The organism is Treponema sp. Marseille-Q4132, from assembly GCF_014334835.1.
In the GTDB taxonomy this organism is placed as follows: Bacteria; Spirochaetota; Spirochaetia; order Treponematales; family Treponemataceae; genus Treponema_D; species Treponema_D paredis.
This window is the reverse complement of sequence record NZ_CP060591.1, coordinates 1,300,201-1,324,083: the sequence shown is the minus strand read 5'-3', so window position 1 is coordinate 1,324,083 and position 23,883 is coordinate 1,300,201. Positions and strand designations below refer to the sequence as shown.

Here is a 23,883-nt window from a genome sequence, read left to right as displayed (position 1 = left end):
CTCTTTTGCAACTTAAAATTTTTTGTTGACAGACGGCCGGTCATGTCTTATCATTTAATGAAACCGGTTTCAAAAAAAGGTAAAAATATGACGTCTGCATTTTTGGATCAATTCGATGAAGCGGCTTTGGCGTCCGCATCCGTTGCCGTTATCGGCGATATCTGTATCGATCATTATTATTTTACCGATTCGGCGGTATCCGAAATATCCGTAGAAACGGGATTGGAAACGGTATCGGTAAAATCGAGCGAGTATTATCTCGGTGGCGCGGGCAACGTTGCCGAAACGCTTCGGACTCTCGGGGTCGGAAAAGTCGATCTCTACGGCGTTTCGGGCTCCGATGCCGAAGGCGCGATTTTGGAGATGCTGTGCAAAGAGCGCGGAATTTCGACTTCCGGCATCATCGTACAAAAGACGGACTGGCAGACGAATATGTATCACAAAATTATTAAAGACGGAAAAGAGCTGCCCCGTTTCGATTTGGGAAACTTCAACCTTATTTCCGAAGCGACGCAAAACGAACTGCTCGAAAAACTCGATGCGTCGCTTTCCGAATACCGCTGCATCATCGTAAACGAACAGCTGCTTTCCGGTTTGACGACCGACCGTTTTATACGCGAACTCAATAAACGGATAGCTTCGACTGCGGGGCAAATCGTGTGGCTTGTCGATTCGCGGCACCGTATCGGAAGTTATGAAAACGTCATCTATAAGATAAACGAGCGTGAAGCGCTTTCGTATTATAACGGAAAAAACGGAAACAAACGATCGGTCGAAAAAGCCGCCGCCTCTCTTTCGGCGCGTTGGAACCGACCGATTGCCGTAACGCTCGGAAAAGAAGGCGCGCTCGCTGTGCAGGACGGCAAAAGCCGCCGCGCGCTCGGCATAGACTTTACTCAGCCGATCGATACGGTCGGAGCGGGAGATGCGTTTATCGCTGCGATGGCCGCAGCCCTCGTTTCGGGGCTTTCGTTTTTCGATGCCGTTGAAGCCGCAAATCTCGGCGCATCGGCAAGCGTTTTGACGCTGTATCGGACGGGGCATCCTTCGCTTTCGGATATGCGTTCCGTCGCGCATAATGCGATGTTCCGCTGTCATCCTGAAATTGCGAGTTATGCGGAAAAGCCGCGGACGCTTCCCGATTCGCACATCGAAATCATCGACGAGGCGGCATTCGAAAATCGACGCATCTATCCTCAGGTTGCGATCTTCGATCACGACGGAACGATCAGCGTACTGCGGCAGGGCTGGGAAGGTGTCATGGAAGCCGTCATGGTCGAAGCGGTGACGCAGGATGCGTTTGCGGATGAAGGGCTTCGGAAGCGTATTACGGCGGACGTCAAAGAACTCATCGATAAAACGACCGGTATTCAGACGATCATTCAAATGCAGCTGCTCATCCCGCTCATAGAAAAATACGGGCTTGTAAAAAGCGTTCGTTCTGCGGAGGAGTACAAAGCGATATTCGTCCGGCGATTAAAACAATCGATGCGGGAAAAAGTCGATGCGCTGCATCGCGGTGAGTTGAATGCGGACGACGTAACCATAAAAGGAGCTCGAGATTTTTTGCAAACGCTTTTTGAAGCGGGGACGAAATTGTATTTGGCAAGCGGCAGCGATCACGACGACGTTGTGCGCGAAGCGGAGCTGCTCGGTTATGCGCATCTGTTTACCGGCGGCATCTGCGGTTCGGTCGGCGATCCTGAAAACGATCCGAAAAAAATCGTCATTCAAAAAATTATTAAAGAGCTTGCAGAGCAGGGTATTCGTCCGGAAAGCTGTGCGGTTTTCGGCGACGGGCCGGTCGAAATGCGTGAAGCGCACCGAAACGGATTTTTTGCAGTCGGCATTTTGTCCGACGAAAAACAGCGCTTCGGCGTCAATCGCGCGAAGAGAGCGCGTCTCGTGCTTGCGGGAGCGGACGTATTGATTCCCGATTTTTCGCAGATACGCCGTATTTACGGCGGGTCATAATCGGTATGAGGTTTTCCGAATAGGCTCGATATTTTTATCGGTTAATAAATTTTAATAAGGAATGTTATGAGTGCGATGCGATTGTTCGACAGGTCGGAGATGCGCTACCTTCCGCTGTCGGAAAGGAAAAACAAAGTTTTCATCGAGCGCGATTACGTCGATGAAAAAACGTATGAAAGCAAAGCTGCTCCGGAACTGCGCCGCCGTGCCGAACAAATTGCCGACGAACTGCGGAAAGCGAAAGATGCGGGCGCTTCCCGTATGTGTGCGTTCGGTGCGCACGCGATCAAAAACGGACTCGGTCCGCTGCTTTCGAAATTCGTTGCGGAAGGATGGTTTACGCACCTTGCCACAAACGGCGCCGGCGTCATCCACGATTGGGAATTTGCGTTTCAAGGACAAAGCAGCGAAGATGTCTGCGCGAACGTCGCGCTCGGACAATTCGGCACGTGGCAGGAAACCGGCTTTTCGATCAACGCGGCGATCGTCGCAGGCGCATACGAAGGGCTCGGTTACGGAGAGGCAGTCGGCAAAATGATTGCTGAAGACGGCATCGATATTCCGCCGGTCGAAGCGCTTGAAAAGGTTGTCTGCGATAAAAACGCTCCGCTTTCAAAGCGTGCTGCCGCCGCCGATTTTCTCGATGAAATACGTTCCCTCGATCTGCCTGAAGGGCGCTTTTTGGCGATAGCGCATCCGTATAAGCGTTTCAGCGTACAGGCTGCCTGCTATGAAAACGGCGTGCCGTTTACCGATCATCCGATGTTCGGCCACGATATCATCTATACGCACAAAGCGAATAAGGGAGCCGCGATCGGGAGGACGGCGGAAGTCGATTTTTTACGCTATGTTGCATCGGTGAGCGGTTTGCAAAACGGCGTGTATTTGTCGATCGGATCGGCGGTTATGAGTCCGATGATTTTTGAAAAAGCGCTGTCGATGGCAAGGAACGTTGCGATTCAAAACGGGCAAGAGATTCGGAACGCTGCGATCCACGTATTCGATTTGCAGCGCGAAACGTGGGATTGGAGAAAGGGCGAGCCGCCTGCGGATAATCCCGCATATTACCTACGTTTTATGAAAACCTTCAGCCGGATGGGCTGTCCGGTCGATTACACATCGGCCGACAACCGCGATATATTGGTGGAATTGTACGGTGCATTGCACCGGTAACCGGAGAGCGATTTTCCGCTTGTCGAATTCGAATCGATGAAAGCACGAAAAAATCTTTGACTTTTTGAAAATGAGGCCGTATAATTATGGGAACGGTTTCATAAAACGAGAGGTTTTCATGGACAAAAAAGTAATTGTGGATATGCGGCATATCTACAAATCGTTTTTCGGCGTGCATGCGCTAGATGATGTATCGTTCGAATTGCGCGAAGGCGAAGTGATGGCGCTCCTCGGTGAAAACGGTGCGGGAAAATCGACGCTCGTCAAAATCATCTCCGGTGTCTATACGCGCGATGAAGGCAGTATGAAGCTTTTCGGCAAAGACATGGAGATGAATCTTTCGCCGAAAAAAGCGCAGGAACTCGGTGTTACTATTATCCATCAGGAACTCAATATGTGTGGGCATCTGACGGTCGCACAGAATATTTTTCTGGGGAGGGAACTGTGCAGGGGATCCGTACTCAACGAGCGCGAAATGAAAAAGCGCACGCAGGAAGTGCTCGACGAACTGCAGATGGACGACATCACGCCGGATACGGTTGTCGGTAATCTCCAAGTATCGAAGCAGCAGATGGTTGAAATCGCAAAAGCGTTTCACACAAATGCGAAGATTTTGATTATGGACGAACCGACGTCCGCTTTGACAAGTAAAGAAATCGACAGGCTTTTCGGTATTATTAAATCTCTGAAAGAAAAGGGTGTCGGCATTATTTACATATCGCACCGTCTCGAAGAACTGCAGGACATCGCCGACCGCGTTACGATCATGCGCGACGGAAAATTCATCACGCGCGGCGAATTTAAAGACATGCGGATGGATGAGATTATTAAAAATATGGTCGGCCGCGAAATCAAAGAAAAATTTCCGCGCGTATCGATGCCGCGAGGTAAAAAAATATTTTCGATAAAAAATCTTTCGGCCGGTAAAATGGTGCGCGACGTATCGTTCGACGTATATGAAGGTGAAATACTCGGCATTGCGGGGCTTATGGGTGCGGGGCGGACGGAATCGACGCGCGCGCTGTTCGGGGTCGATGCGAAAAACGGCGGAACGATCGAACTCGACGGCAAAGAAATCTTCGTCAATTGTCCTACAGATGCGATCAGACAGGGGGTCGTACTGGCGCCCGAAGATCGAAAAAAAGACGGACTGTGTACGAAGCTTTCGATCAAAGAAAACATTGCATTGCCGAACCTCGATATTTTGTGCAACCGTTTCGGCATCATCGATCGGAAAAAAGAAGAGGCGATGCTTGACAATGCGGTAAAGCGGCTGTCGTTAAAGATGGCAGGCGGCGATAAAGATGCGGCATCCCTTTCCGGCGGCAATCAGCAAAAGCTCGTCGTCGCGAAGTGGCTGCTGCGAGAAAGCCGCGTTATCATATTCGACGAGCCGACGCGCGGCATAGACGTTGCGGCAAAAGTTGAAATATACAATCTGATGAATAAACTCAAACAGGAAGGAAAAGGCGTCGTGTTCGTGTCGAGCGAACTCCCCGAGATTTTAGGGATAGCGGACAGAATCGTTGTTCTGTGCGAGGGTCGGGTTACCGGCGAGATGCCCGCGTCGGAAGCGACACAGGAGAAAATATTGTATCTTGCAACGCGTTTTCTTAATAAAAAAATCGAAAAAGAGGCGAAAGCGGTATGAGTGAAATGCAAAAACGAAATCCTATAAAACACCTTCTTGAAATCCGCGGTATGGGACAAGTGCTTACCGTTACGGCGGGGCTTATCGTGTTGAGCATCGCGTTCGGTATCGTAAACCCCGTATTTTTCAGCAGCCGCAATGTCGGAAACCTCTTGCGCCAAATCGCGCCGATACTGCTTATCGGTATAGGGCAGTCGTATGTACTCATTACCGGCAACATCGATTTGTCGATCGGTTCGCTCATCGGCATGAGCTGTATGATAAGCGCGACGCTTATGACCAAAGGCACGAACCCGTGGGCGGCGGTCGCGATTACGCTTGTGTGCTGTCTTGCCGTCGGAGCTGCGAACGGGCTGCTCGTCGCACTGTGCAAATTGCCGCCGTTTATCGCGACGCTCGGTACGATGACGATTGCGCGCGGAGTGGCTCAGATCGCGAACGGCAACTACAATACCGATTCCATCGGAGAAGCGGCGGAAGGTTTCCGCAATTTTTTCTATTACGGAAAGACGCTCGGCTTTTACAATACGATTTGGATAGCGATCGTGTTTTGGCTCGTGTTCAATTTTATATTGACGCGGACACGGACAGGCCGGCATATCTACGCGATCGGATCGAATATCGAAGCCGCACGTCTTTCGGGTGTCAATATCATTTCAACGACGCTGAAAGCCTATCTCGTGTCGTCTTTCGTTTCGTGCGTCGTCGGTCTTATCACATGTGCAACGAGCGGTATGGGGACGATGGACAGCGGAAATGCCTACGAATTGTATGCGGTTGCGGCATCGGTTATCGGCGGCGTGTCGACGCTCGGCGGACAGGGGCTTTTGTTCGGTACGGTTATCGGCGCTTCGATTTGGGGTGTGCTGCAAAACGGACTGCAGTTTGCCGGCGCGCCGGTTGCGATCAGAAATATCGTTATCGGCATTATCGTCATCCTTTCGGTATTGCTCGATATCATCGTGCGTACCGGCCGTCACGCCGGAAAAAAAGCGGTAAAAAATTCTGCTGCATAAAATGCAGAGAATATAGTATTAATAATCAGGAGGAAAGTATGAAAAAAGGTTTGACCTTTATCATCGCGGCGCTTGTTTTGGCGGGATCCGTGTTTGCAACCGGCAAACAGGATGCGGGTTCGAAAAAAGTTTATTTGATCACGATGGATCAAATGGATCAGCACTGGGTCAATGTCAATCAGGGCTGCGAAAAGGCTGTGAAAGAAATCGGCGGCATTACGTACAAGTGGCTTGCTCCCGATGTAAAAGACGATAACAAACAAATCGAATGCATTAACAATGCGGTTGCCGACGGCGCGAATGTTATCCTGCTTGCGGCAAACGGTCCGACGGCGGTGCAGTCCGCGCTGAAAGAAGCGGTCGCTGCAGGCGTTAAGATTATCTACGTCGACAGCCCCGCAAAATTCCCCGGAGAGCAGACGCTCGCGACCGACAATAAAGCTGCAGGCGTGACTGCAGGCAAAGAACTCATCAAAGCGCTTTCGGCAAAAGGAATTACGTCAGGCTCGATCGGTATCATCAACACGAACGCTGCAACGACGTCGACGCTCGACCGCGAAAACGGATTCCGCAGCGCATTTGCAGGAACGCAGTTCAAAATCCTTGCAACGCAGTACTGCGAAGGAGATGCTGCGCGCTCGAAAGATGCCGCGTCGAATTTTATCGCTCAAGGCTGTGTCGGTCTTTTCGGTGCGAACGAAGGTTCGACGGTCGGTGTCGGAAGCGCTATTGCCGAATCGAACGGTGCGGCGGTCGGCGTCGGTTTCGATAAATCCGATATGATCATGAATTTGATTCAGCGCGGTTCTCTCGTTGCGACGATGGCGCAAAACCCGGATGTGATGGGATATGAAGGTATGAAGAGTGCGGCAAAAGTACTCAACGGCGAAAAGGTCAGCCCCGCCTATTATGACACGGGCGTTTCGGTTTTGACGAAAAAATAAGCGCGCCGAATGTAGATCGATTAATTTAAAACCATCGTAATGTAATCAATTCGGATGCTGTCCGAAAACTCCGGTTTTTGGACAGTTTCCTTAATTTACTTTTGTATTGTAAATCCCTTGCGCGAATATACATTTGCAAAGTACGAGCTGTTGTACTTCCGCCAATAATTGCCGCTTGCAAAAATTGCGACAGTCGCTTCCAAAGCGCGGTATTCAAATACGCTGTGTTTTCTTCTCAATCCTACGCCGGATGCGGAGGGCGCACTCGCAGGTTTACTGCGAGTGCGGTGCGGCAGCACGGAAACCCCGAAGCAAGCCGGTTCTTCCGAAAGTTTCGTCCTAAAGATATTCTTTGTTTAAATGAAAGCGTGTTTGCAGTTGCGCGAGTCCGCACACCTCGCTTATCCGTTTTTGCATGCGGCCGCGATTGCCGCATAATCGCCGATGGCGTTTCCGAGCGCGGCGGGTACGATGCGGCAGCTTTTTCGCGGAACTTCGAGCGCTTCTTTTTCTATGGCGCGCTCCATTGAAGGCCGCAAAAGATTTTCCGAGCGCGCGAATATGCTTCCGATGACGATGCATTCGGGATTTAATAAATCGATTAAAAGTGCGAGTCCGCGTCCGAGGTATTCTCCGGAGCGCGCGTAGATGCGCCGTGCAAGCTCATCACCGGAATCGGCAGCTTCCGCAATCGTTTTTGCCGTGAGCTCTTCGCCGTGCATTGAAAGCAGTACCGATCGTTCGCCCGATTTTTTCGCATCCGTCACCATTGATTGTCCGAGTCGCGCGATACCGCCGCCGGAACAAAATCCTTCAAAAGATCCGTGCTTTCCGTAGCCGAGCGGGCCCTTTTCCGCAAGTCTGATATGTCCCGCTTCTCCTGCAAGTCCGTTTGTGCCTTCGTAGAGTCTGCCGTCGAGGATAAGCCCGGCTCCGAGTCCCGTGCCGAAGGTCAAAAATATGAGGTTACGCGTGCCTTTTCCCGCACCGAATTTCCACTCGGCGACGGTGCATGCGTTCGCATCATTTTGCAAAAAAGCGGGAACGGAAAGCCTCTCGGAAATATACTGTGTAATGGGAACGGCATCCCAGCCCGGAAGATTCGGCGGCGACATGACAAGCCCCGTCTTTTCGTCGAGCGGGCCTCCGCAGCTGATGCCTAGCGCCGCAGGGTGCAGCGCGTGTTCGGCGATAATGCTTTTTGCCGCAGCGATAAGCGCATCGAGCGTTTTTTGCCACGGTACGCGTTCCGTGGCGATTTGCTTTCGTGCGACAAGGGTACATGCGTTGTTTTCCCAATCCGCGCGTGCGGCAACAACCGCGCATTTCGTTCCGCCTATATCGAATCCGATGTAATCGTTCATAGGCCGACTATAGCGCAAAAGGCCCACAGAGAAAAGCGTCCCGCAGGGAGTACGGCCTCTTTTTTACAATAGCCGTTATTTTTTCAGGAAATTATTTTCCGATACGTTTGTTCCGGGAAGAATGCACAAACGGGGTATTCTTTTTTTTCATAAAAATATATAATTGCATTTTAAGATGAATAACGATGCATTCCTTGTTCTTGCAAACGGGCAAGTGTTTGAAGGAAAGAGTTTCGGAGCCGCGGGTTCGGTAACGGGCGAAGCGGTGTTTACGACAGGCATGGCAGGCTATATTGAAACCTTGACCGATCCGAGTTATTACGGGCAAATCGTCGTGCAGACTTTTCCGCTCATCGGAAATTACGGTGTCATTCCAGCCGACTTTGAGAGTTCTTCCTGTCACCTGAGAGCTTACCTCGTACGCTCGAAATGCGATGTGCCTTCGAACTTCCGAAGCGAAGGGACGCTCGATTCGTTTTTAAAAAAGAACGGAGTGGTCGGTCTGTACGATATCGATACGCGCTCTTTGACGAAGGTACTGAGGGAAGCGGGCGTTATGAACGCGCTGCTCGTTTCAGGCGATTCGGAAGCCGCGGATGCCGTTCGAAAAGCGCTCAAAGACAGCCGCGCAAAAGCGTCGCTTTTGAAAAAAATAAAGTCATTTAAAATTATCAATGCGGTACGGGCGGTGTCGTGCAGTGAAAACGATACGAAACCGGCCGCGCCCGCAAAAAAAGGCAAAGCTAAGCGCGTCGTTCTGTGGGATTTCGGTGCTAAAGCCAATATCGAACGGGAATTGACAAAGCGCGGACTCCTCGTCATGCGCGTCCCCGCCGCTTCGAGCGCGGAAGATATCCTTTCGCTCAAACCCGACGGCATCATGCTTTCAAACGGTCCCGGCGATCCTTCCGAAAATACGGAAATTATTAAAAATATAAAAGCGGTGTGTAAATCGGGCGTGCCTGTTTTCGGCATCTGTCTCGGACATCAGCTGCTTGCGCTCGCGCGAGGGGCAAAGACGAAAAAATTAAAATACGGTCACCGCGGTGAAAATCAGCCGGTAAAGCATCTTTCGACGGGGCGCGTGTACATATCGAGTCAAAATCACGGGTATGCGGTGGAAAACGGGAGCTTGCCGCACGGCGCGGTTTTGAGTTTTGTCAACGCGAACGACGGCACGTGCGAAGGTATCACGTATACCGATATACCGGCGTTCAGCGTGCAGTTTCATCCCGAAGCCGCAGCCGGTCCGCTCGATTTGAATTTTATTTTCGATGATTTTATTAATTTAATAAACGATCATGCGTATTTTAATAATTTTAAAACACCGTACAAAGCCGTCGATGCCGCCTCGTATTTTGCAGCTGCGATACGATCGACCAAACGCGGAAAAACCGTAAAAAAGGCTAAACCTGAGAGTACGGTAAAAACGGGAAAAAGTTCCGACACTTCAGCGAAAAAGAAAACTGCGGGAAAACGGTCCGTCGTGCAAAAAGCGAAGAGTGCGGATACTCATCGCGCCGTACGTAAAACGAAAAGCGCAAAGGTGCGCGGATGATCGGGAGGATGCCGTATGCCGTTAAATACATCGATTCATAAAGTTATGGTTATCGGTTCGGGGCCGATCGTCATCGGGCAGGCCGCCGAATTCGATTACGCGGGCACGCAAGCGTGCAAAGCGCTCAAAGAGCAGGGCTTGAGCGTCGTCCTCGTCAATTCGAATCCCGCGACTCTCATGACCGACCGCTCCATGGCGGATGCGGTGTATATCGAACCGCTTATTCCCGAAACGATTCGCAGGATTATCGAAAAGGAAAAGCCCGACAGTTTGCTTTCGACGCTCGGCGGACAAACCGGATTGACGCTGAGCATGGAGCTTGCCAAATCGGGCTTTTTGGAAAGTCACGGAGTGCAGCTTTTGGGTGCGCGGCCGGATACGATCGACAAAGCGGAAGATCGGCAGATTTTCAAAGACACGATGCTGTCCATCGGCGAACCGTGCATTCCGTCCAAGGTCGTAACGACGCTTGAGGATGCCGTCGATTTTGCCGAACATGAAATCGGATATCCCGTGATAGTGCGCCCCGCATTTACGCTCGGCGGCACGGGCGGAGGCATCGCGGAAACGAAGAGCGAGCTCGAAGAGATTGCGCAAAACGGGCTGCACCGTTCGCCCATCCATCAAATTCTCGTGGAAAAATGTATCGCCGGCTGGAAGGAAATCGAATTCGAAGTCGTGCGCGATCACAGCGGGAACGCGATCACCGTGTGTTCTATGGAAAACCTCGATCCCGTCGGCATCCATACCGGCGACTCGATCGTCGTCGCTCCGACGATGACGCTTTCCGACAAAGAATATCAGATGCTGCGATCGGCCGCTCTCAATATTATCAATTCGCTCGGCATGGAAGGCGGCTGCAACGTTCAGTTCGCGCTGCATCCGTCGAGTTTCGAATACGCGGTCATTGAAGTGAATCCGCGCGTATCCCGCTCGTCGGCGCTCGCATCGAAAGCGACGGGCTATCCGATTGCGCGCGTCGCAACGCTCATCGCGATCGGTTATAACCTCGACGAGATCCCGAACTTTGTGACGAAAAAAACATCGGCCTGTTTCGAACCCGTCGTCGATTACGTCGTCGTAAAGATGCCGAAATTTCCGTTCGACAAATTCGTATACGCAAAACGCACGCTCGGTACGCAGATGAAAGCGACGGGCGAAGTGATGGCGATAGGGCGCACGTTTGAAGAAGCGATTATGAAAGCCGTCCGCGGCGCCGAAATCGGAACGGACTCGATGCGCTTAAAACAGTTTGTGGACGAAAGCGATGAGCTCATCAAAGAACGCGTCGGCGAATGTACCGACCGCAGGATTTTTGCGATCTACGAAGCGCTTGTGCGCGGCATCATGTCGATCGACGAAATTAATAAAATTACGAAAATCGATATATGGTTTTTGGCAAAACTGCAGCACATCGCGTTCCGTGAACTCGAACTCGCATCGGTAAAAACCGGAAAACAAAAGCTTTCACCGCTTTTGTATCTTGAAGCGAAAAAAGACGGCTTCCCCGATAAAACGATCACCGAGTTGAGCGGAGTCGCAATACCGGGCGGCTCGGGAATTATTAAAGAAGCGAAAAAAGCTGCCGCGCTCGTAAAGCAGGGCAAGCTCGCGCATATTCCCGCAACGTATAAAATGGTCGATACCTGCGCCGGAGAGTTCAGTGCGGAAACGCCGTATTTTTACGGCGGCTACGATAAAGAAAACGAAGCGGCGGACTTTCTCGCCGAACACGTAAAATCGAAAAGCAAAAAAGGTACGATCATCGTGCTCGGTTCTGGTCCGATCCGCATCGGGCAGGGGATCGAATTCGATTATGCGTCGGTGCAGTGCGTGTGGTCGCTGAAAAAGCTCGGCTACGATGTCGTGACGATCAACAACAATCCCGAAACGGTTTCAACCGATTTCGATACGTCAGACCGCCTTTACTTCGAACCGCTTACGCCGGAAGACGTGATGAGCGTCATCAATACGGAAAAACCGATCGGCGTCGTCGTCGCTTTCGGCGGACAGACGGCGATAAAATTAACAAAATTTCTTGATGAACAGGGTATAAAAATTCTCGGCACGAGCGCCGAATCTATCGACATTGCGGAAGACCGCGAAAAATTCGAAGCGCTTTGCGTCAAACTCGGTATCAATAAACCTGCCGGGGAAACGGTTTTGACGACGGAAGAAGCGATCGCGTCCGCACGGCACATCGGCTATCCGATTTTGCTGAGGCCCTCTTACGTGCTCGGCGGACAAAATATGATTATCGCATGGGGAGACGCCGATGTGCGCGAATACATGGGTATCATCCTTTCGCAGGGCATCGAAAATCCGGTGCTCATCGACAAATACATGGGCGGCACCGAACTCGAAGTCGATGCGATCTGCGACGGCAAAGACATTTTGATTCCGGGCATCATGGAGCACATAGAGCGTGCGGGCATTCATTCCGGCGATTCGATCGCCGTGTACCCGTCGTGGAATCTCAACGATATCCTCCGGCAAAAAATTATCAAGCAGTCGCGCGAACTCGCGCTTGCGCTCGGTACGAAAGGGCTTGTCAATATTCAATATCTCATCTACAACAACGATCTCTATGTGATCGAAGTGAATCCGCGTTCGAGCCGCACGGTGCCCTATATCAGCAAAGTGACCGGCGTGCCGATGGTCGAACTTGCAGTGCGCGCGATGCTCGGCGAAAAAGTGAAAACTTTCGGTTACGGTACGGGCCTTTACCGTATTCCGCCGTACTTTGCCGTAAAAGTGCCGGTGTTCAGTTTTGAAAAACTCATGGATGTCGATACGCATTTGGGACCGGAGATGAAATCGACCGGTGAAGTGCTCGGTCTTGCGTCGACGATGGAAGAAGCGATTTACAAGGGGCTCATCGGCGCGGGTTACCGTATGAAAAGAAGCGGCGGCGTTTTGTTTACGGTGCGAAAAACCGATCAATTTGAAATCCCCGACCTCGCACGGAAATTTTACGATATGGGATTTACGCTGTACGCGACCGAAGGCACGGCGGATGTTATTAAAGACTTCGGCATGGAAGTGACGGTCGTAAACAAAATCCACGAAAATCCCGACGACAATCTTTTGACGCTGCTCGATACCGGTAAAATCGACTACGTGATTTCGACGAGTACGAAGGGACGCGATCCGCATGCCGACAGCGTGCGGATGCGGCGGCACGCCGTAGAGCGCGACATACCCTGCCTCACCGCGATCGATACGGCGAACGCGATCGCGAACTGCCTCATGAGCCATTACAATGCGGAAAACGTCGAACTCGTCGATATCAACGCGCTGCGCGAATCGAAAGAAAAACTGCGCTTTTATAAAATGCAGAGTACGGGAAACGATTTTATCCTCATCGATGCGCGGAAGCAGGCTGTATCGAATCCTGCGGGGCTTGCCGTCCGTCTATGCAACCGCCGCATGGAAATCGGCGCGGATTCGCTCGTGCTCGTCAAAGATTCGGACAAAGCGGACGCGTATATGCAGTTTTTCAATCAGGACGGAAGCGAAGGCCGCTTGGCGGGAAATGCGATCCGCTCCGTTGCAAAATATCTGTATGACAACAATATCAACGGTGTAAAAGACCGCGGAGATGCGGCATCTCCGACTGCGTCTCTTTCAATCGATACGGCGAGCGGCACGAAATCGCTCGTGCTGTATAAACTCGACGGAAAAGTTTCTTCCGTCTCCGTCGATATGGGGCGTCCGCTCTTCGATGCGGCATCTCTTCCGACGACGCTTACGCCCGTTCCGACTTCGCGCGAATCGCTTGCCACTCGGCTTCCTCGAAAAGCGATCGTTAACGTGCCGCTTACCGTAGACGGTACGAAATATGATGTTACATGTCTTTCCGTCGGTACGCCGCACTGCGTCGTATTTTGCGGATTTGTCGATAAAGTCGATGTCGAAAAAATCGGTCCGCTGTTTGAAAACAACGCCGTTTTTCCGAATCGGACGAATACGGAGTTCGTGCGTGTCGTCGGCCGGAACGAATTGAAGATGCGGACATGGGAACGGGGTAACGGCGAAACGCCTGCCTGCGGTACCGGTGCATGTGCGGCCGCGATCGCCGCCGTACTGAACGGTTATTGTCCGATGGATGAAAACATCACCGTGCAAGTGCGCGGCGGCACGCTCATCGTAAAGTATACCGGCGATACCGTCTATTTGACAGGGCAGAGCGATACGGTTTACGAAGGCGAAATCGAGATTTAAATCGATAGCCGCCGTCGGTCGTCGCGGCCGGTAAAACCTTTACACGAATAAAAAACCGCGGGGTGAGCCGAACCTCGCGGTTTTTGTTAAATTTGCAATCGAATCGATTGTTAAAATTTTCACATCGGCGTCATCGCCGTTCTGAAAAGTGTGCGGCGGTGCAAACGACGCGGAAATTGCCGATTTCTCATTCGGAGATGGAAACGGCGGCGTTCCAATTTCAGCGCTACTTCTTTATGCTCTCAAGAATGAGTTTTGCAAGAATTCCGTCCCAGTTGAAAGTGCCGGTGAATTTGTCATATCCCGCCATCGAGAGACATTCCGGCGTAGAGGTTGTCTTTTTCGAAAAATTTCTGACGATGCCGACCCCTGCCCAAAGCGTATCGTTGATCGTGACGGAACCGCCGTCTATTTTCGAGTCTTTCGGAAAGTTTTTAATAATGTAATTTTGAGCGGTACCGCTGCCCAATAATTTTACCGCTTCCGCATCGGTCGACGCTCTGACGACGATCGTAAGTCCCGGATCGATCGTTTCCTTCGGCGTCGTCGTTCCGCTGTCCGAATAATACAGGTAGCACATAAGGGAAACGGTTTCGCTTCCGACTTTATAATCGATAGGTTCCGCGATCCACGTGTCTTTCGGTGCGACTTCTTTCAATACGTCGTCGCAAGAAGCAAAAACGAATACCGCCGCGAGCACCGAAAAAATTGCCATAATCTTTTTCATACCAACCTCCTATAAAAACTTTTGCAGGTACTTGCAGCGAAGCTTCAAGCAAGTTGCAACTTCCGAAAAAGTTTTTAGTCGTGCGCAAAAGCGCACATGTTCAATAATCGAGTTTGCGAAACTATGTTGTATCGTAGTCTTTCAATTTTCATCAAAACGATACGTACACATAGCTTCCGCAAACATCCGTGCAAACTCGAGATAAGAACGCTGCGATTTCGAGCAATGCACAGAAATCGCGAGTGTCTCCCCTAAAAGAAAAACGCTTCAGCGTTTTTCGGCTTTAGACTCCAGCGACGGCGATATTTCAGACGGCGCTTTTTATCGTACCTCCCTCCTTGATTCGGATACATTTCTTTGTCTATAGATATTATACCGTATTTTTATAATATTACCATGGATTTTCCGCGTCGGCATCAGAAAAATTTGTCCTTTATACCGATGATAAATATCGATATGATGATGACCGGCAAAATATACGTCGTATAAAAACGCAGCCAATTCGGAAGCTTTGCTCCCGCTCCCGCATTCGCTTCTTCGGTAAAATTTTTCCATCCCCAGCCGCTCTTCGATACACAAAACAGCAGATAGATGAGCGAACCGAGCGGAAGGGCGATGTTACTGACGAGAAAATCTTCCAAGTCGAGGATGCCCGAACCTTTGCCGAGCGGCTGTATGCCCGAAAGTACATTGAAGCCGAGTGCGCACGGCAGAGAAAGGATTATCATAACGAATATATTGACGGCGGCAATTTTTTTTCGCGACCGGCCGGTCAAATCGATATTGCACGCGATGATCGTTTCAAAGACGGCGATAACGGTTGAAAAAGCCGCGAAAGCCATAAAGAGAAAAAAGAGACTGCCCCAAATTCGTCCGCCTGCCATATTGTTGAAGATGTTCGGCAATGTGATAAAAAGCAGGTTCGGCCCGCTTCCCGCATCGACACCGAATGCCGAGCACGCCGGAAATATGATGAGACCTGCAAAAAAAGCGATAAAAGTGTCGAGAGCTGCGACGCGTATCGATTCGCCGAACAGCGAATGTTCTTTTCCGATATAGCTGCCGAAAATCGCCATAGCGCCGATACCGAGGCTCAGCGTAAAAAACGACTGATTCATCGCGGCGACGACGGTAGCGACGATGCCCGTTTCCTGCATCCGTTTAAAATCGGGAAGGAGATAAAATTTCAAACCCGCACTTCCGCCTTTTAAAAAGATACTGTGGATCGCAAGTACGAGCAGGAGCGCAAAAAGCGCGGTCATCATTATTTTGGTCATTTTTTCGACGCCTTTTTTCAACCCCGCGGCGCAGATTGCAAAGCCCGAGACGACGACGACGATCATCCAAAAAACCATAACGCCCGGCTTTGAAAGCATTGCCGGGAAAAATGCGCTCACTTGCTCAACATTTTTACCGTCGAACGCGCCCGTTACGCTGAGATAAAAATAGTGAAGCATCCAACCGGTAACTGTCGTATAAAACATCATAAGCAGGTAATTTCCCGCGAGCGCCATATAGCCGTGCAAGTGCCATTTTTGCCCCGGTTTTTCAAGCACGTTGAATGCATACAGCGGACTTTTTCTGCTCGCCCGTCCGACGGCGAATTCCATCGTCAATATGGGGATGCCCATGATGATGAGGAAAAACAAATATACGAGTACGAAGGCGCTGCCGCCGTGAAAGCCTGTGATATACGGAAACTTCCAAACGTTTCCGATTCCTATTGCACATCCTGCCGAAAGAAGAATGAATCCGAGCCTCGAGCTGAGGCTTTCACGTTGTTCCATAATGAACTCCAAAATTAATAATTATTATCTTTGATTTTATAAAAACCGATATGAATTTTTCGATTAATAATCCGTCCTTGTGAAATCTGAAAACTCAGAGACTTTCGGCCGTTTTAGCTGTCGATTTATACCGTGCGATTGTCGACAAGCTGGGCTTTGCCCGCGATCGTTTGATGTATTTTTTCGGTAATGCGTTTTGCCGCAATCTGCGGTTCAAGCGATTCGTAGTCGGCGATTTTGATTTCATCGAGCACATAGATGTTATAGCGGTACACACCCGACCGTGCGTATGAAAAAAATGCGTCGTGTTTGCCGAGTCCGTATTTATCGTTGCCGCCTATGTATACCGGCAGAATGTCGCAATGTGTGTCGAGCGCCATGCGGGCGGCTCCCTTTTTGAATGTGTTCGTACCGTTGCGGGGCGTCCGCGTACCTTCGGGAAATACGATGAGATTCGTGCCGGTCGCAAGCGATTTTTTGCAAAGTTCGATCATCTCTTCGTAGCCGAGCGTATTGACGATGTACAGCTGTCTGATGACGCCCGCATACAGCGAATTGGCAAGACTGCCGCGTACGATACAGTCCGCATTCGGAATGAGGGAAATGAGAAACACGACATCGAGCATGGACGGGTGATTTGCAACGACGATTTTCGACGAGAGGCTGCGGAATTTTTCTCTGTCCGCCGTTTGAAAGCGCAGGACGCCCAAGATACGAATGAAATTGATAAAAAATCGAAATGCAAACGAAACCGTTGCTCGAGCCGCTTTTTGAAAGCGCGCTTTCGGATGAATGAAAAGCCGTTCGAGCGGCAGGACGATGAGGCCGAGCAGGATGCTGCCCGTACCGAAAAATGCATAGAAAAATAATTTTATAATCGATCCGTACACGTAGAGGAGCGGATTTTTTATCGGCGGTAAATCACCGAGGGATGTGCGGACTTCGTCGGAAGCGGTTTTGTTATTCGTTAATTTACTCAAAATGCCGTGTCCTCCAAAATAATATTCTTTAAAAAATCCGCGGCTCGTTCGGGAACTGCGGACACATCGGAAATGGCGACGCCGTTTTTCGAAAGGGAAAGGACGGCTGCAAACGCGAGCGGTTCGAAGTTTTCCGTGCCGAAAGCTTTATACGCTTCGGGGACGAGTTCGTCCGCATATACGAGCATGACTTCTTTTTCTTCGCCGGAAAGAATCGGCGCACAGGCTCCTTCAAAGGCGTTTCGGAAATTACCGTGAGACGGAAAGATGACCGAATATCCTCCTCGCAGACCGAAGGCAATCGTTGCGAGCGCGATCGGCGTGTTGAACACGGAAAGCGAAAAAGCCGCGGGCGATACTTCTTTTTCTTCGACAAGTTTTTTGCTCACCGAAAATTCGCGCGCGAGTTCGCCGCGACAGGAGATGAACGTTTGCGGCATATCTTTTGCCTCTTCGGATTTTTCGAGCAGGTCGTGAATGACTTGAATCGTCATTTTGCTTATTTGGCTGAGCCTTCTTCGGAAAATAGCGTCGGTGTATTCGAGCTTCGGCGCGTCGTTCGTCGGTAGGATCGGTTTTTCACCGCGCGCCCATTTTTTCCAATCTTCGTTCGACTCGAGTCCGGGCGCCCACGCTGTTATATTTGAAACAACAATCCGTGCCACGTCTAGGCCTTCTTGCGGAACATGAGCAGCGAATAGCTGTTCGATCCGAGATTGTGATGCTCGCGTTCGAGCGCAAAACCCGCCCTTTCGATCGCATCTACGAGTTCTCGAAAGCGGTACATTTTGCTCGTACCGTTCGCCATACAGGTGAAGTAAAGCGACGTCGCCTGCAGCGAATATGAGCTTGCTTCGAAGCGCTGTTTGTCCCACAGAGGTTCGAGGACGTACACTTTCGTGTCGGGTTTTGCCGCTTTATATACTTTTGTTAAAATTGCCGTAATTTGCGGAAGTGAAAAACAATCGAGGAATTGGCTCATCCATACGGCATCGGGCGATGCGGGAAGGGATGTCGTTTCGTCGAGCACATTGCACGGGTGAACGGCGATCCTTTCCGCAAATCCAGCACTTACCGCATTTTTTTCGGCGACGGCAGTCTGTCCGGGTAAATCGACGATCGTTACGCGGACGTCTTTGTCATACGCACAGCATGCGACCGCCCACTTTGCGGTATTGCCGCCGATGTCGACGAGATGCTGCGGCTTATCGCCGAATACGATAGGCAACGCTTCCGGAAAAGCGATATCGCTGTAAAAATGATCGAATGCGAACCAGCTGCGTTTTGCCTTATCCGGAAGAGAAGAGAGCGCTTCGTAGATAGTCGCCCACTTCGTGCCGAAATATTTGAGACCGGCCGGTTTTTCCGTTCGGATCGATTCTCCCAAGTCGTAAGCGCCCATGTAACAGATATCGTTCGTAAAATCGAAATTCGCTTTGGTCAAATCGTCTTCGAGCAGCATCCATCCGATCTTTCCGATGATGAATTTTTCTGTTTTGCCGTCGTCGGCACTGCCGTCCGACAGGCTGTCTTTTGTGAGTTTTATGACATTCATGCCGAGCGCCATTTCGCAGAGTACTCCGACGCCGTATTCCGAAACGCCCGTTTTTTCGGCGAGAGCCGCTCTCGTGATACCTTTGTCTCCGGCGCTTTCGATTGTTCGCAAAATATTCAAGTCAATCATGGCGCGTATTGCTTGAAACGTGAGCGGCGCGAACGCTATCTTTTGCGCTTCGAATTTCGCGTCGACGGCGCGGATATCGTCCCTTGTAAATTTTTCCGCGTTATAGAGAGCTTTATCCATACGTGCGAATAATTTTATCATACGAGACGGCAATCGTCAATGCAGCCGATTTTACATGCGTCTTTTGCATACGACAGCCGCCGTGTAAATTATTAAAACGCGGTTATCGTTGCAAGCAGTCCGAAAATGATGCCCGGCACGTTTGCCGCCGCCAAAGGATAGTCGCGTTTTTCTTTCAAAAGACCGTAGAGCGTCCATATCGTGCAGTTGACGGCTGCCGCCAAAGGCTGTATGAACGGTGTTTTATTTCCGTTCAGGTTTCCCATTATTTGCGGGATATACGATATGTACATCGTTACGGAAAGCACGGTTCCGCACCATCCTAAAATCTTCAGTTTTTTTTCGCTCATCTTTTCTCCTTGCCGATTTCCGCTCCGTCGATACACGGAGTATATTGCAACCGTAAAAAATAGACAATCAAGTGCTGTTTTTCGACGTTATATACGGTGGTTTAAAAAACGGTTTTTTCAGCCTATGTCCGAAATTTACACTGGTAAAACACACGGTATGATATATACTGTGCTTATTCGTTTTATCATCGGATAAAATTATCGATCACATTTTAGGAGAATGGTATGCACAAGCGAATCGCGGTCATATTGACGGCAATCATGTTCATTGCGGGGTTGATCTCGTGTTCAAAAAAAAGCGCCGAAGCTTCCGGAGGGGCGGCATCTTCATCGCAGTCCGGAGCGGTTATGCTGTACTCGTCGCTGAAAGAAGCGCAGCTCATCGCAATTAAAGAAGGGTTTACCAAAAAATACCCGAACATCGTTATGGATTATTACGCGGCGGGAACGAGCAAAGTCGCGACGAAGATGGCTGCGGAAAAGCAGTCGGGTCAAATCGCCTGCGATTTGGTGTGGGTCGGCGATCCGTCGAACTATATCACGTTCAAAGAGCAGGGCATTCTCGAACCTTATGCGTCTCCCGAAGCTGCCAACATCGACGCGCTGTATAAAGATCCCGAAAATTATTATTGCGGCGGACGCATGATCGTCATGGGCTTCGCTTACAACACGAATACGGTAAAACCCGAACAGGCGCCGAAAACGTGGAACGATCTGCTCGATCCTTTTTATAAAAATCAAATCGTTATGACCGACCCCGGCGAATCGGGAACGACGTTCTATGCGGTTGCAGGTTTGCTCGCCGATGCGAAATACGGCGAAGCGTATTTCAAAAAATTAAAAGCGGCGGGTGCCGAGCTTGAAAGCGGTACGACGTCCACGCATACGAAAGTCGCCGCAAGCGCATACAAAGTGTGTATCGCCGTCGACTACGTTACGCAGACGCTCGAAAGCGACGGTTCTCCGATCAAATTCGTGTATCCCGAAACCGATCTCGTCGCCATTTCAAGTCCTATCGCGCTTATTAAAAATTCCGCGAACCGGGAAAACGGCAAGCTTTTGTACGATTATATTCTGTCGGTAGAAGGCCAGAAGATTTTGAGCGAACACGGCTGTGCGTCGATCAGAGACGATGTCCAAAAAGAAGGCACGCTCGCTCCGTCGGAAATCGTCAAGCGTGCTATGAAAATCGACGATGCGGAAATTGCAAAGCACAGCGGCGACGTTCTCGCCGTCTTCGACAAAATTTTCAAATAAATTCAAATCAGCTGAATGCGAGTTTTGAATACGGATAAAATTATGCAAAGGAGGGATTACGGCTGCGTGTCGTAGTCTGTGCATTATGCCTCCGGCATACACGGCGAGTTTGCAAAATAAACTCGCCGGTAAAAGCGAAACGGTTAACGAAGAAAGTTTTCGCCGGAAGCACAGCTTTATTTTTCCGATACTTTCAAAACTCGGCATTCAATTATCCTGCAATCAATCGGTACGTATATGGCTCAGATAAAATTCGATTCCGTTACATTCAGATACGGAGGGCACACGATATTCGAGGATTTTTCGCTCACGGTGGACGAAAGCCAAATCCTCGGCGTCGTGGGACCTTCCGGCTGCGGTAAAACGACGCTCATCCGCTGTCTCTGCGGATTTATTAAACCGGAAAAGGGCGAAATCTACATCGGCGACACATGTGTGTTCAGCGCAAAAAAGCGCATCAACGTTGCGCCCGAAAAACGCAATATCGGCGTCGTCTTTCAGGATTATGCGGTGTGGCCGCACATGACGGTGTGGGAAAACATCGTCTATCCGATGAAAAAGAAAAAAATGCCGAAAGACGAAATACAAAAAAAAGCGGAGTTCGCGCTTTCTCAAGTGCGGATGGAAAAATATAAAAATCACTTGCCGTCTCAGCTGTCGGGCGGACAGCAGCAGCGTGTTGCGATCGCCCGTTCTCTCGTGTCGTCGGACGATGTTATCGTACTCGACGAACCGATTACGAACCTCGACGCAAAGCTCCGCGAAGAGATGCTCGTCGAAATACGGCAGATCCAGCGGACGGTCGGCACGACGATTTTATATATAACGCACGATCAGCAGGCGGCTTTACAGCTCTGCGATAAAATCGCGGTAATGAATCCTTCCGGTGCTTTAAGTCAAATCGGTACCGACGAAGAGATACTGCTCTCTCCCGCCGACAAATTCGTTTTTACGTTTATCGGTGTGTCGAATTTTATTCCGGTGAAGAAAAAAGCCGACGGCATGTATTTCGATCTGAACGGCAAAGAGATACGCTATGCCGATGTTCCCGAATCCGCTTTGCCGTCCGATGTGACGAACGGCGAATACGATATGGGCATCCGTCCCTCCGACATCGTTTTCGATGAAACCTCTTCCGTTCGCGCTACCGTGACGAGTTCGAGTTTTCTCGGAAGTGAAAGCACCTATTTCGTCGATTTCGAAGGCAGGGAAATACGCGTCGAACAGGGGACGCTCGACATGCTCAATTCCCGCGAATATGCGCCCGGCGACGTTGCGGGGCTGAAGTTCATCAATCCGAAATACTACGCACGGGAAAAAACCGCCCGGGCGGCGGAGGCTGTATGATGTTTAAAAACCGCAATGCCGATTTGGCAAAGCTCGACGGCAAACGTTTTGCCTTGAATCTCGACGGTGTCATGACGGCGCTCAGCTTTGTGATTTTGTTTATCGTTGTCATCATTCCGATCTTTATGATCATCTACAACGCGTTTTTTTACGAACACCGATTCGACTTGGGTTTGTTCGCACGCGTTATCGGCAACAAAGACAATATAGGCGCCATGTGGAATACGATCGTCATCGCGTTTTGGGTGACGGTGCTCGGTACGATCGTGGGGCTTTTTTACGCGTGGCTGCTCGGCAGAAGCGACATCCCGCTCAAAGGCCTCATGCGCAGCCTCTTTACGATCCCGTATATGTTTCCGCCGTTTTTCGGAGCGATGGCGTGGGACTTAATGCTTTCATCCCGCGGCGGCTATATCAACAATTGGATCATGTCGACTTTCCATTTGCAAAAGGCGCCGATCAACATCAATTCGGTGTGGGGCATCATATTCGTCGAAGTGTCGTATTATTTTCCGTTCGTGTTTATGCAAGTCGTCAGCGCGCTTGAACGCATGGATCCGACGCTCGAAGAATCCGCACGTATCGCTGGTGCAAAGCAGGGCTACGTTATCAGGAGGATCACGCTTCCGCTCGTGCTGCCTGCCATATCGTCGGGTGCGCTGCTCATCCTTATTTCATCGCTTGCGCATTTCGGCGTTCCGTCGATTCTCGGATTCTCACAGAATATCTATACGCTGCCGACGAAGATTTATCAGCTGATAAACCGCGCTGCCGGCGATTTCAACGGTATCCGTGAAGGGGCGGCTCTTTCGGTTTTGCTCGTCATCGTCGTGTCGATCGCTCTCGTCATTCAAAAGCTCGTGCTGCGCTCGGGCAGCTACGATATCATCAAAGGAAAGAGCATGCGCCCGACGCTGATCAAACTGCGCCACGGAAAATACCCGCTGTTGGTTATCGCATTTTTATCGCTCATCGTCATCGTGCTCGTACCGCTCGTCATGATTTTCCTCGTCGGATTTTTGAAAGCGTACGGATTGCCGCTTACGTTTGCAAACTTTACGTTTAAAAACTATGCGAACATATTGTCCGGCAATAAAATGGTGGCGGATTCGATCCGCAATTCGCTGTTCCTTTCCGTTTCCGCCGGCGTATTGAGTATGTTCCTCGGCGTTATGATTGCGTACGTTATCAACAAAATCAAACCCAAGGGTAAGGGTATTTTGGAAATCGTTTCGGTACTCCCGTATTCGATTCCGGGAACGGTACTCGCCATCGGCGTTATCCTCGCATGGTCGGGCATCATCTTCCATATCAATTTATACAATACGATTTGGATCATCCTCATCGCGTACATCGCGCGTTATCTGTCGTTTTCGATGAAGTCCGCGTCCGCATCTTTACAGCAGGTGCATCCGTCTCTCGAAGATGCCGCGCGTTCGTGCGGGGCGTCTCACAGCGAAGCGCTCAAAGACATAACGCTGCCTCTTATCCGGCCGGCGATGGTGTCGGGATTTTTCCTGATCTTTTTACCGGCCATGCGCGAACTCACCACATCGGTACTGCTCTACGGTCCGTATACGCGGACGCTCGGAGTGGCGATTTACTCGCTGCGCAGCGACGGTTATATCCAGAGAGCTTCCGCGCTCGCTTCGGTAGCCATCATATTGATCATCGTGTGCAATACGATCGTCACGCAGATCACAAAAGAGAGAAAAGGAAGGTAGAAA

General features: G+C 50.5%; 17 protein-coding genes. 10 read left to right on the top strand and 7 right to left on the bottom strand.

From position 1 onward, the window contains the following. Positions 1 to 87 precede the first annotated feature (87 nt). The 5 genes from H9I35_RS06060 to H9I35_RS06040 all read left to right on the top strand — a co-directional run bounded on the left by H9I35_RS06060 (position 88) and on the right by H9I35_RS06040 (position 6,758). Entirely contained in the window at positions 88 to 1,974 is a 1,887-nt protein-coding gene (locus H9I35_RS06060; RefSeq protein ID WP_187420664.1) for a PfkB family carbohydrate kinase, read from the top strand. Positions 1,975 to 2,040: 66 nt separating this feature from the next. Beyond that, complete coding sequence (locus H9I35_RS06055; protein ID WP_252722739.1) at positions 2,041 to 3,147, top strand: GSU2086 family protein; 1,107 nt, start codon at positions 2,041 to 2,043, stop codon at positions 3,145 to 3,147. A gap of 118 nt (positions 3,148 to 3,265) precedes the next feature. Continuing rightward, positions 3,266 to 4,798 carry a sugar ABC transporter ATP-binding protein gene (locus H9I35_RS06050; RefSeq protein WP_187420663.1) on the top strand — a complete coding sequence of 511 codons (1,533 nt, stop codon included), beginning with the start codon at positions 3,266 to 3,268 and terminating at the stop codon, positions 4,796 to 4,798. Beyond that, complete coding sequence (locus tag H9I35_RS06045) at positions 4,795 to 5,814, top strand: ABC transporter permease (protein ID WP_187420662.1); 1,020 nt, start codon at positions 4,795 to 4,797, stop codon at positions 5,812 to 5,814. The genes H9I35_RS06050 and H9I35_RS06045 overlap by 4 nt, the downstream gene beginning before the upstream one ends. 38 nt (positions 5,815 to 5,852) lie before the next feature. Next, entirely contained in the window at positions 5,853 to 6,758 is a 906-nt protein-coding gene (locus tag H9I35_RS06040; protein WP_187420661.1) for a substrate-binding domain-containing protein, read from the top strand. Between the two features lie 401 nt (positions 6,759 to 7,159). Here the strand turns inward: H9I35_RS06040 and H9I35_RS06035 are convergent, their stop codons facing one another. Continuing rightward, positions 7,160 to 8,122 carry an ROK family protein gene (locus tag H9I35_RS06035; RefSeq protein ID WP_187420660.1) on the bottom strand — a complete coding sequence of 321 codons (963 nt, stop codon included), beginning with the start codon at positions 8,120 to 8,122 and terminating at the stop codon, positions 7,160 to 7,162. Positions 8,123 to 8,297: 175 nt separating this feature from the next. Between H9I35_RS06035 and H9I35_RS06030 the strand changes: the two genes are divergently transcribed. Beyond that, positions 8,298 to 9,680 (top strand): carbamoyl phosphate synthase small subunit, encoded by a 1,383-nt coding sequence (locus tag H9I35_RS06030; protein WP_187420659.1) that lies wholly within the window; start codon positions 8,298 to 8,300, stop codon positions 9,678 to 9,680. Between the two features lie 15 nt (positions 9,681 to 9,695). Next, entirely contained in the window at positions 9,696 to 13,904 is a 4,209-nt protein-coding gene (gene carB, locus H9I35_RS06025; protein ID WP_187420658.1) for a carbamoyl-phosphate synthase large subunit, read from the top strand. Between the two features lie 226 nt (positions 13,905 to 14,130). Here carB and H9I35_RS06020 read toward each other — a convergent pair whose 3' ends face one another. The 6 genes from H9I35_RS06020 to H9I35_RS05995 form a co-directional block, all read right to left on the bottom strand. Then, a complete protein-coding gene (locus H9I35_RS06020) occupies positions 14,131 to 14,631 on the bottom strand; it encodes a hypothetical protein (protein WP_187420657.1) in 501 nt (166 codons plus the stop codon). Between the two features lie 416 nt (positions 14,632 to 15,047). After that, positions 15,048 to 16,418, bottom strand: coding sequence for a sodium-dependent transporter (locus tag H9I35_RS06015; protein ID WP_187420656.1), 1,371 nt, complete (start codon positions 16,416 to 16,418; stop codon positions 15,048 to 15,050). Between the two features lie 125 nt (positions 16,419 to 16,543). Further along, the gene (locus H9I35_RS06010) at positions 16,544 to 17,398 is read right to left on the bottom strand and encodes a lysophospholipid acyltransferase family protein (RefSeq protein ID WP_187420655.1); all 855 of its coding nucleotides are present in this window, start codon (positions 17,396 to 17,398) and stop codon (positions 16,544 to 16,546) included. Further along, positions 17,395 to 18,063, bottom strand: a complete 669-nt coding sequence (locus H9I35_RS06005; RefSeq protein ID WP_187420654.1) for a beta-ketoacyl synthase chain length factor — start codon at positions 18,061 to 18,063, stop codon at positions 17,395 to 17,397. The genes H9I35_RS06010 and H9I35_RS06005 overlap by 4 nt, the downstream gene beginning before the upstream one ends. Before the next feature lie 2 nt (positions 18,064 to 18,065). Next, positions 18,066 to 19,202, bottom strand: coding sequence for a methyltransferase (locus H9I35_RS06000; protein ID WP_252722738.1), 1,137 nt, complete (start codon positions 19,200 to 19,202; stop codon positions 18,066 to 18,068). A gap of 92 nt (positions 19,203 to 19,294) precedes the next feature. Further along, positions 19,295 to 19,552 (bottom strand): SemiSWEET family transporter, encoded by a 258-nt coding sequence (locus H9I35_RS05995; RefSeq protein ID WP_187420652.1) that lies wholly within the window; start codon positions 19,550 to 19,552, stop codon positions 19,295 to 19,297. Between the two features lie 225 nt (positions 19,553 to 19,777). On the opposite strand from H9I35_RS05995, the gene H9I35_RS05990 reads away from it, so the two are divergent. The 3 genes from H9I35_RS05990 to H9I35_RS05980 all read left to right on the top strand — a co-directional run bounded on the left by H9I35_RS05990 (position 19,778) and on the right by H9I35_RS05980 (position 23,880). Continuing rightward, positions 19,778 to 20,809, top strand: coding sequence for an ABC transporter substrate-binding protein (locus tag H9I35_RS05990; protein ID WP_187420651.1), 1,032 nt, complete (start codon positions 19,778 to 19,780; stop codon positions 20,807 to 20,809). Positions 20,810 to 21,046: 237 nt separating this feature from the next. Continuing rightward, positions 21,047 to 22,156: an ABC transporter ATP-binding protein gene (locus H9I35_RS05985; protein WP_187420650.1), complete on the top strand. Its 1,110-nt coding sequence runs from the start codon at positions 21,047 to 21,049 to the stop codon at positions 22,154 to 22,156. Continuing rightward, on the top strand, positions 22,153 to 23,880 hold the full coding sequence (locus H9I35_RS05980) for an ABC transporter permease (RefSeq protein WP_187420649.1): 1,728 nt from the start codon (positions 22,153 to 22,155) through the stop codon (positions 23,878 to 23,880). Before H9I35_RS05985 ends, H9I35_RS05980 begins: the two co-directional genes overlap by 4 nt. The last annotated feature ends 3 nt before the right edge of the window (positions 23,881 to 23,883 follow it).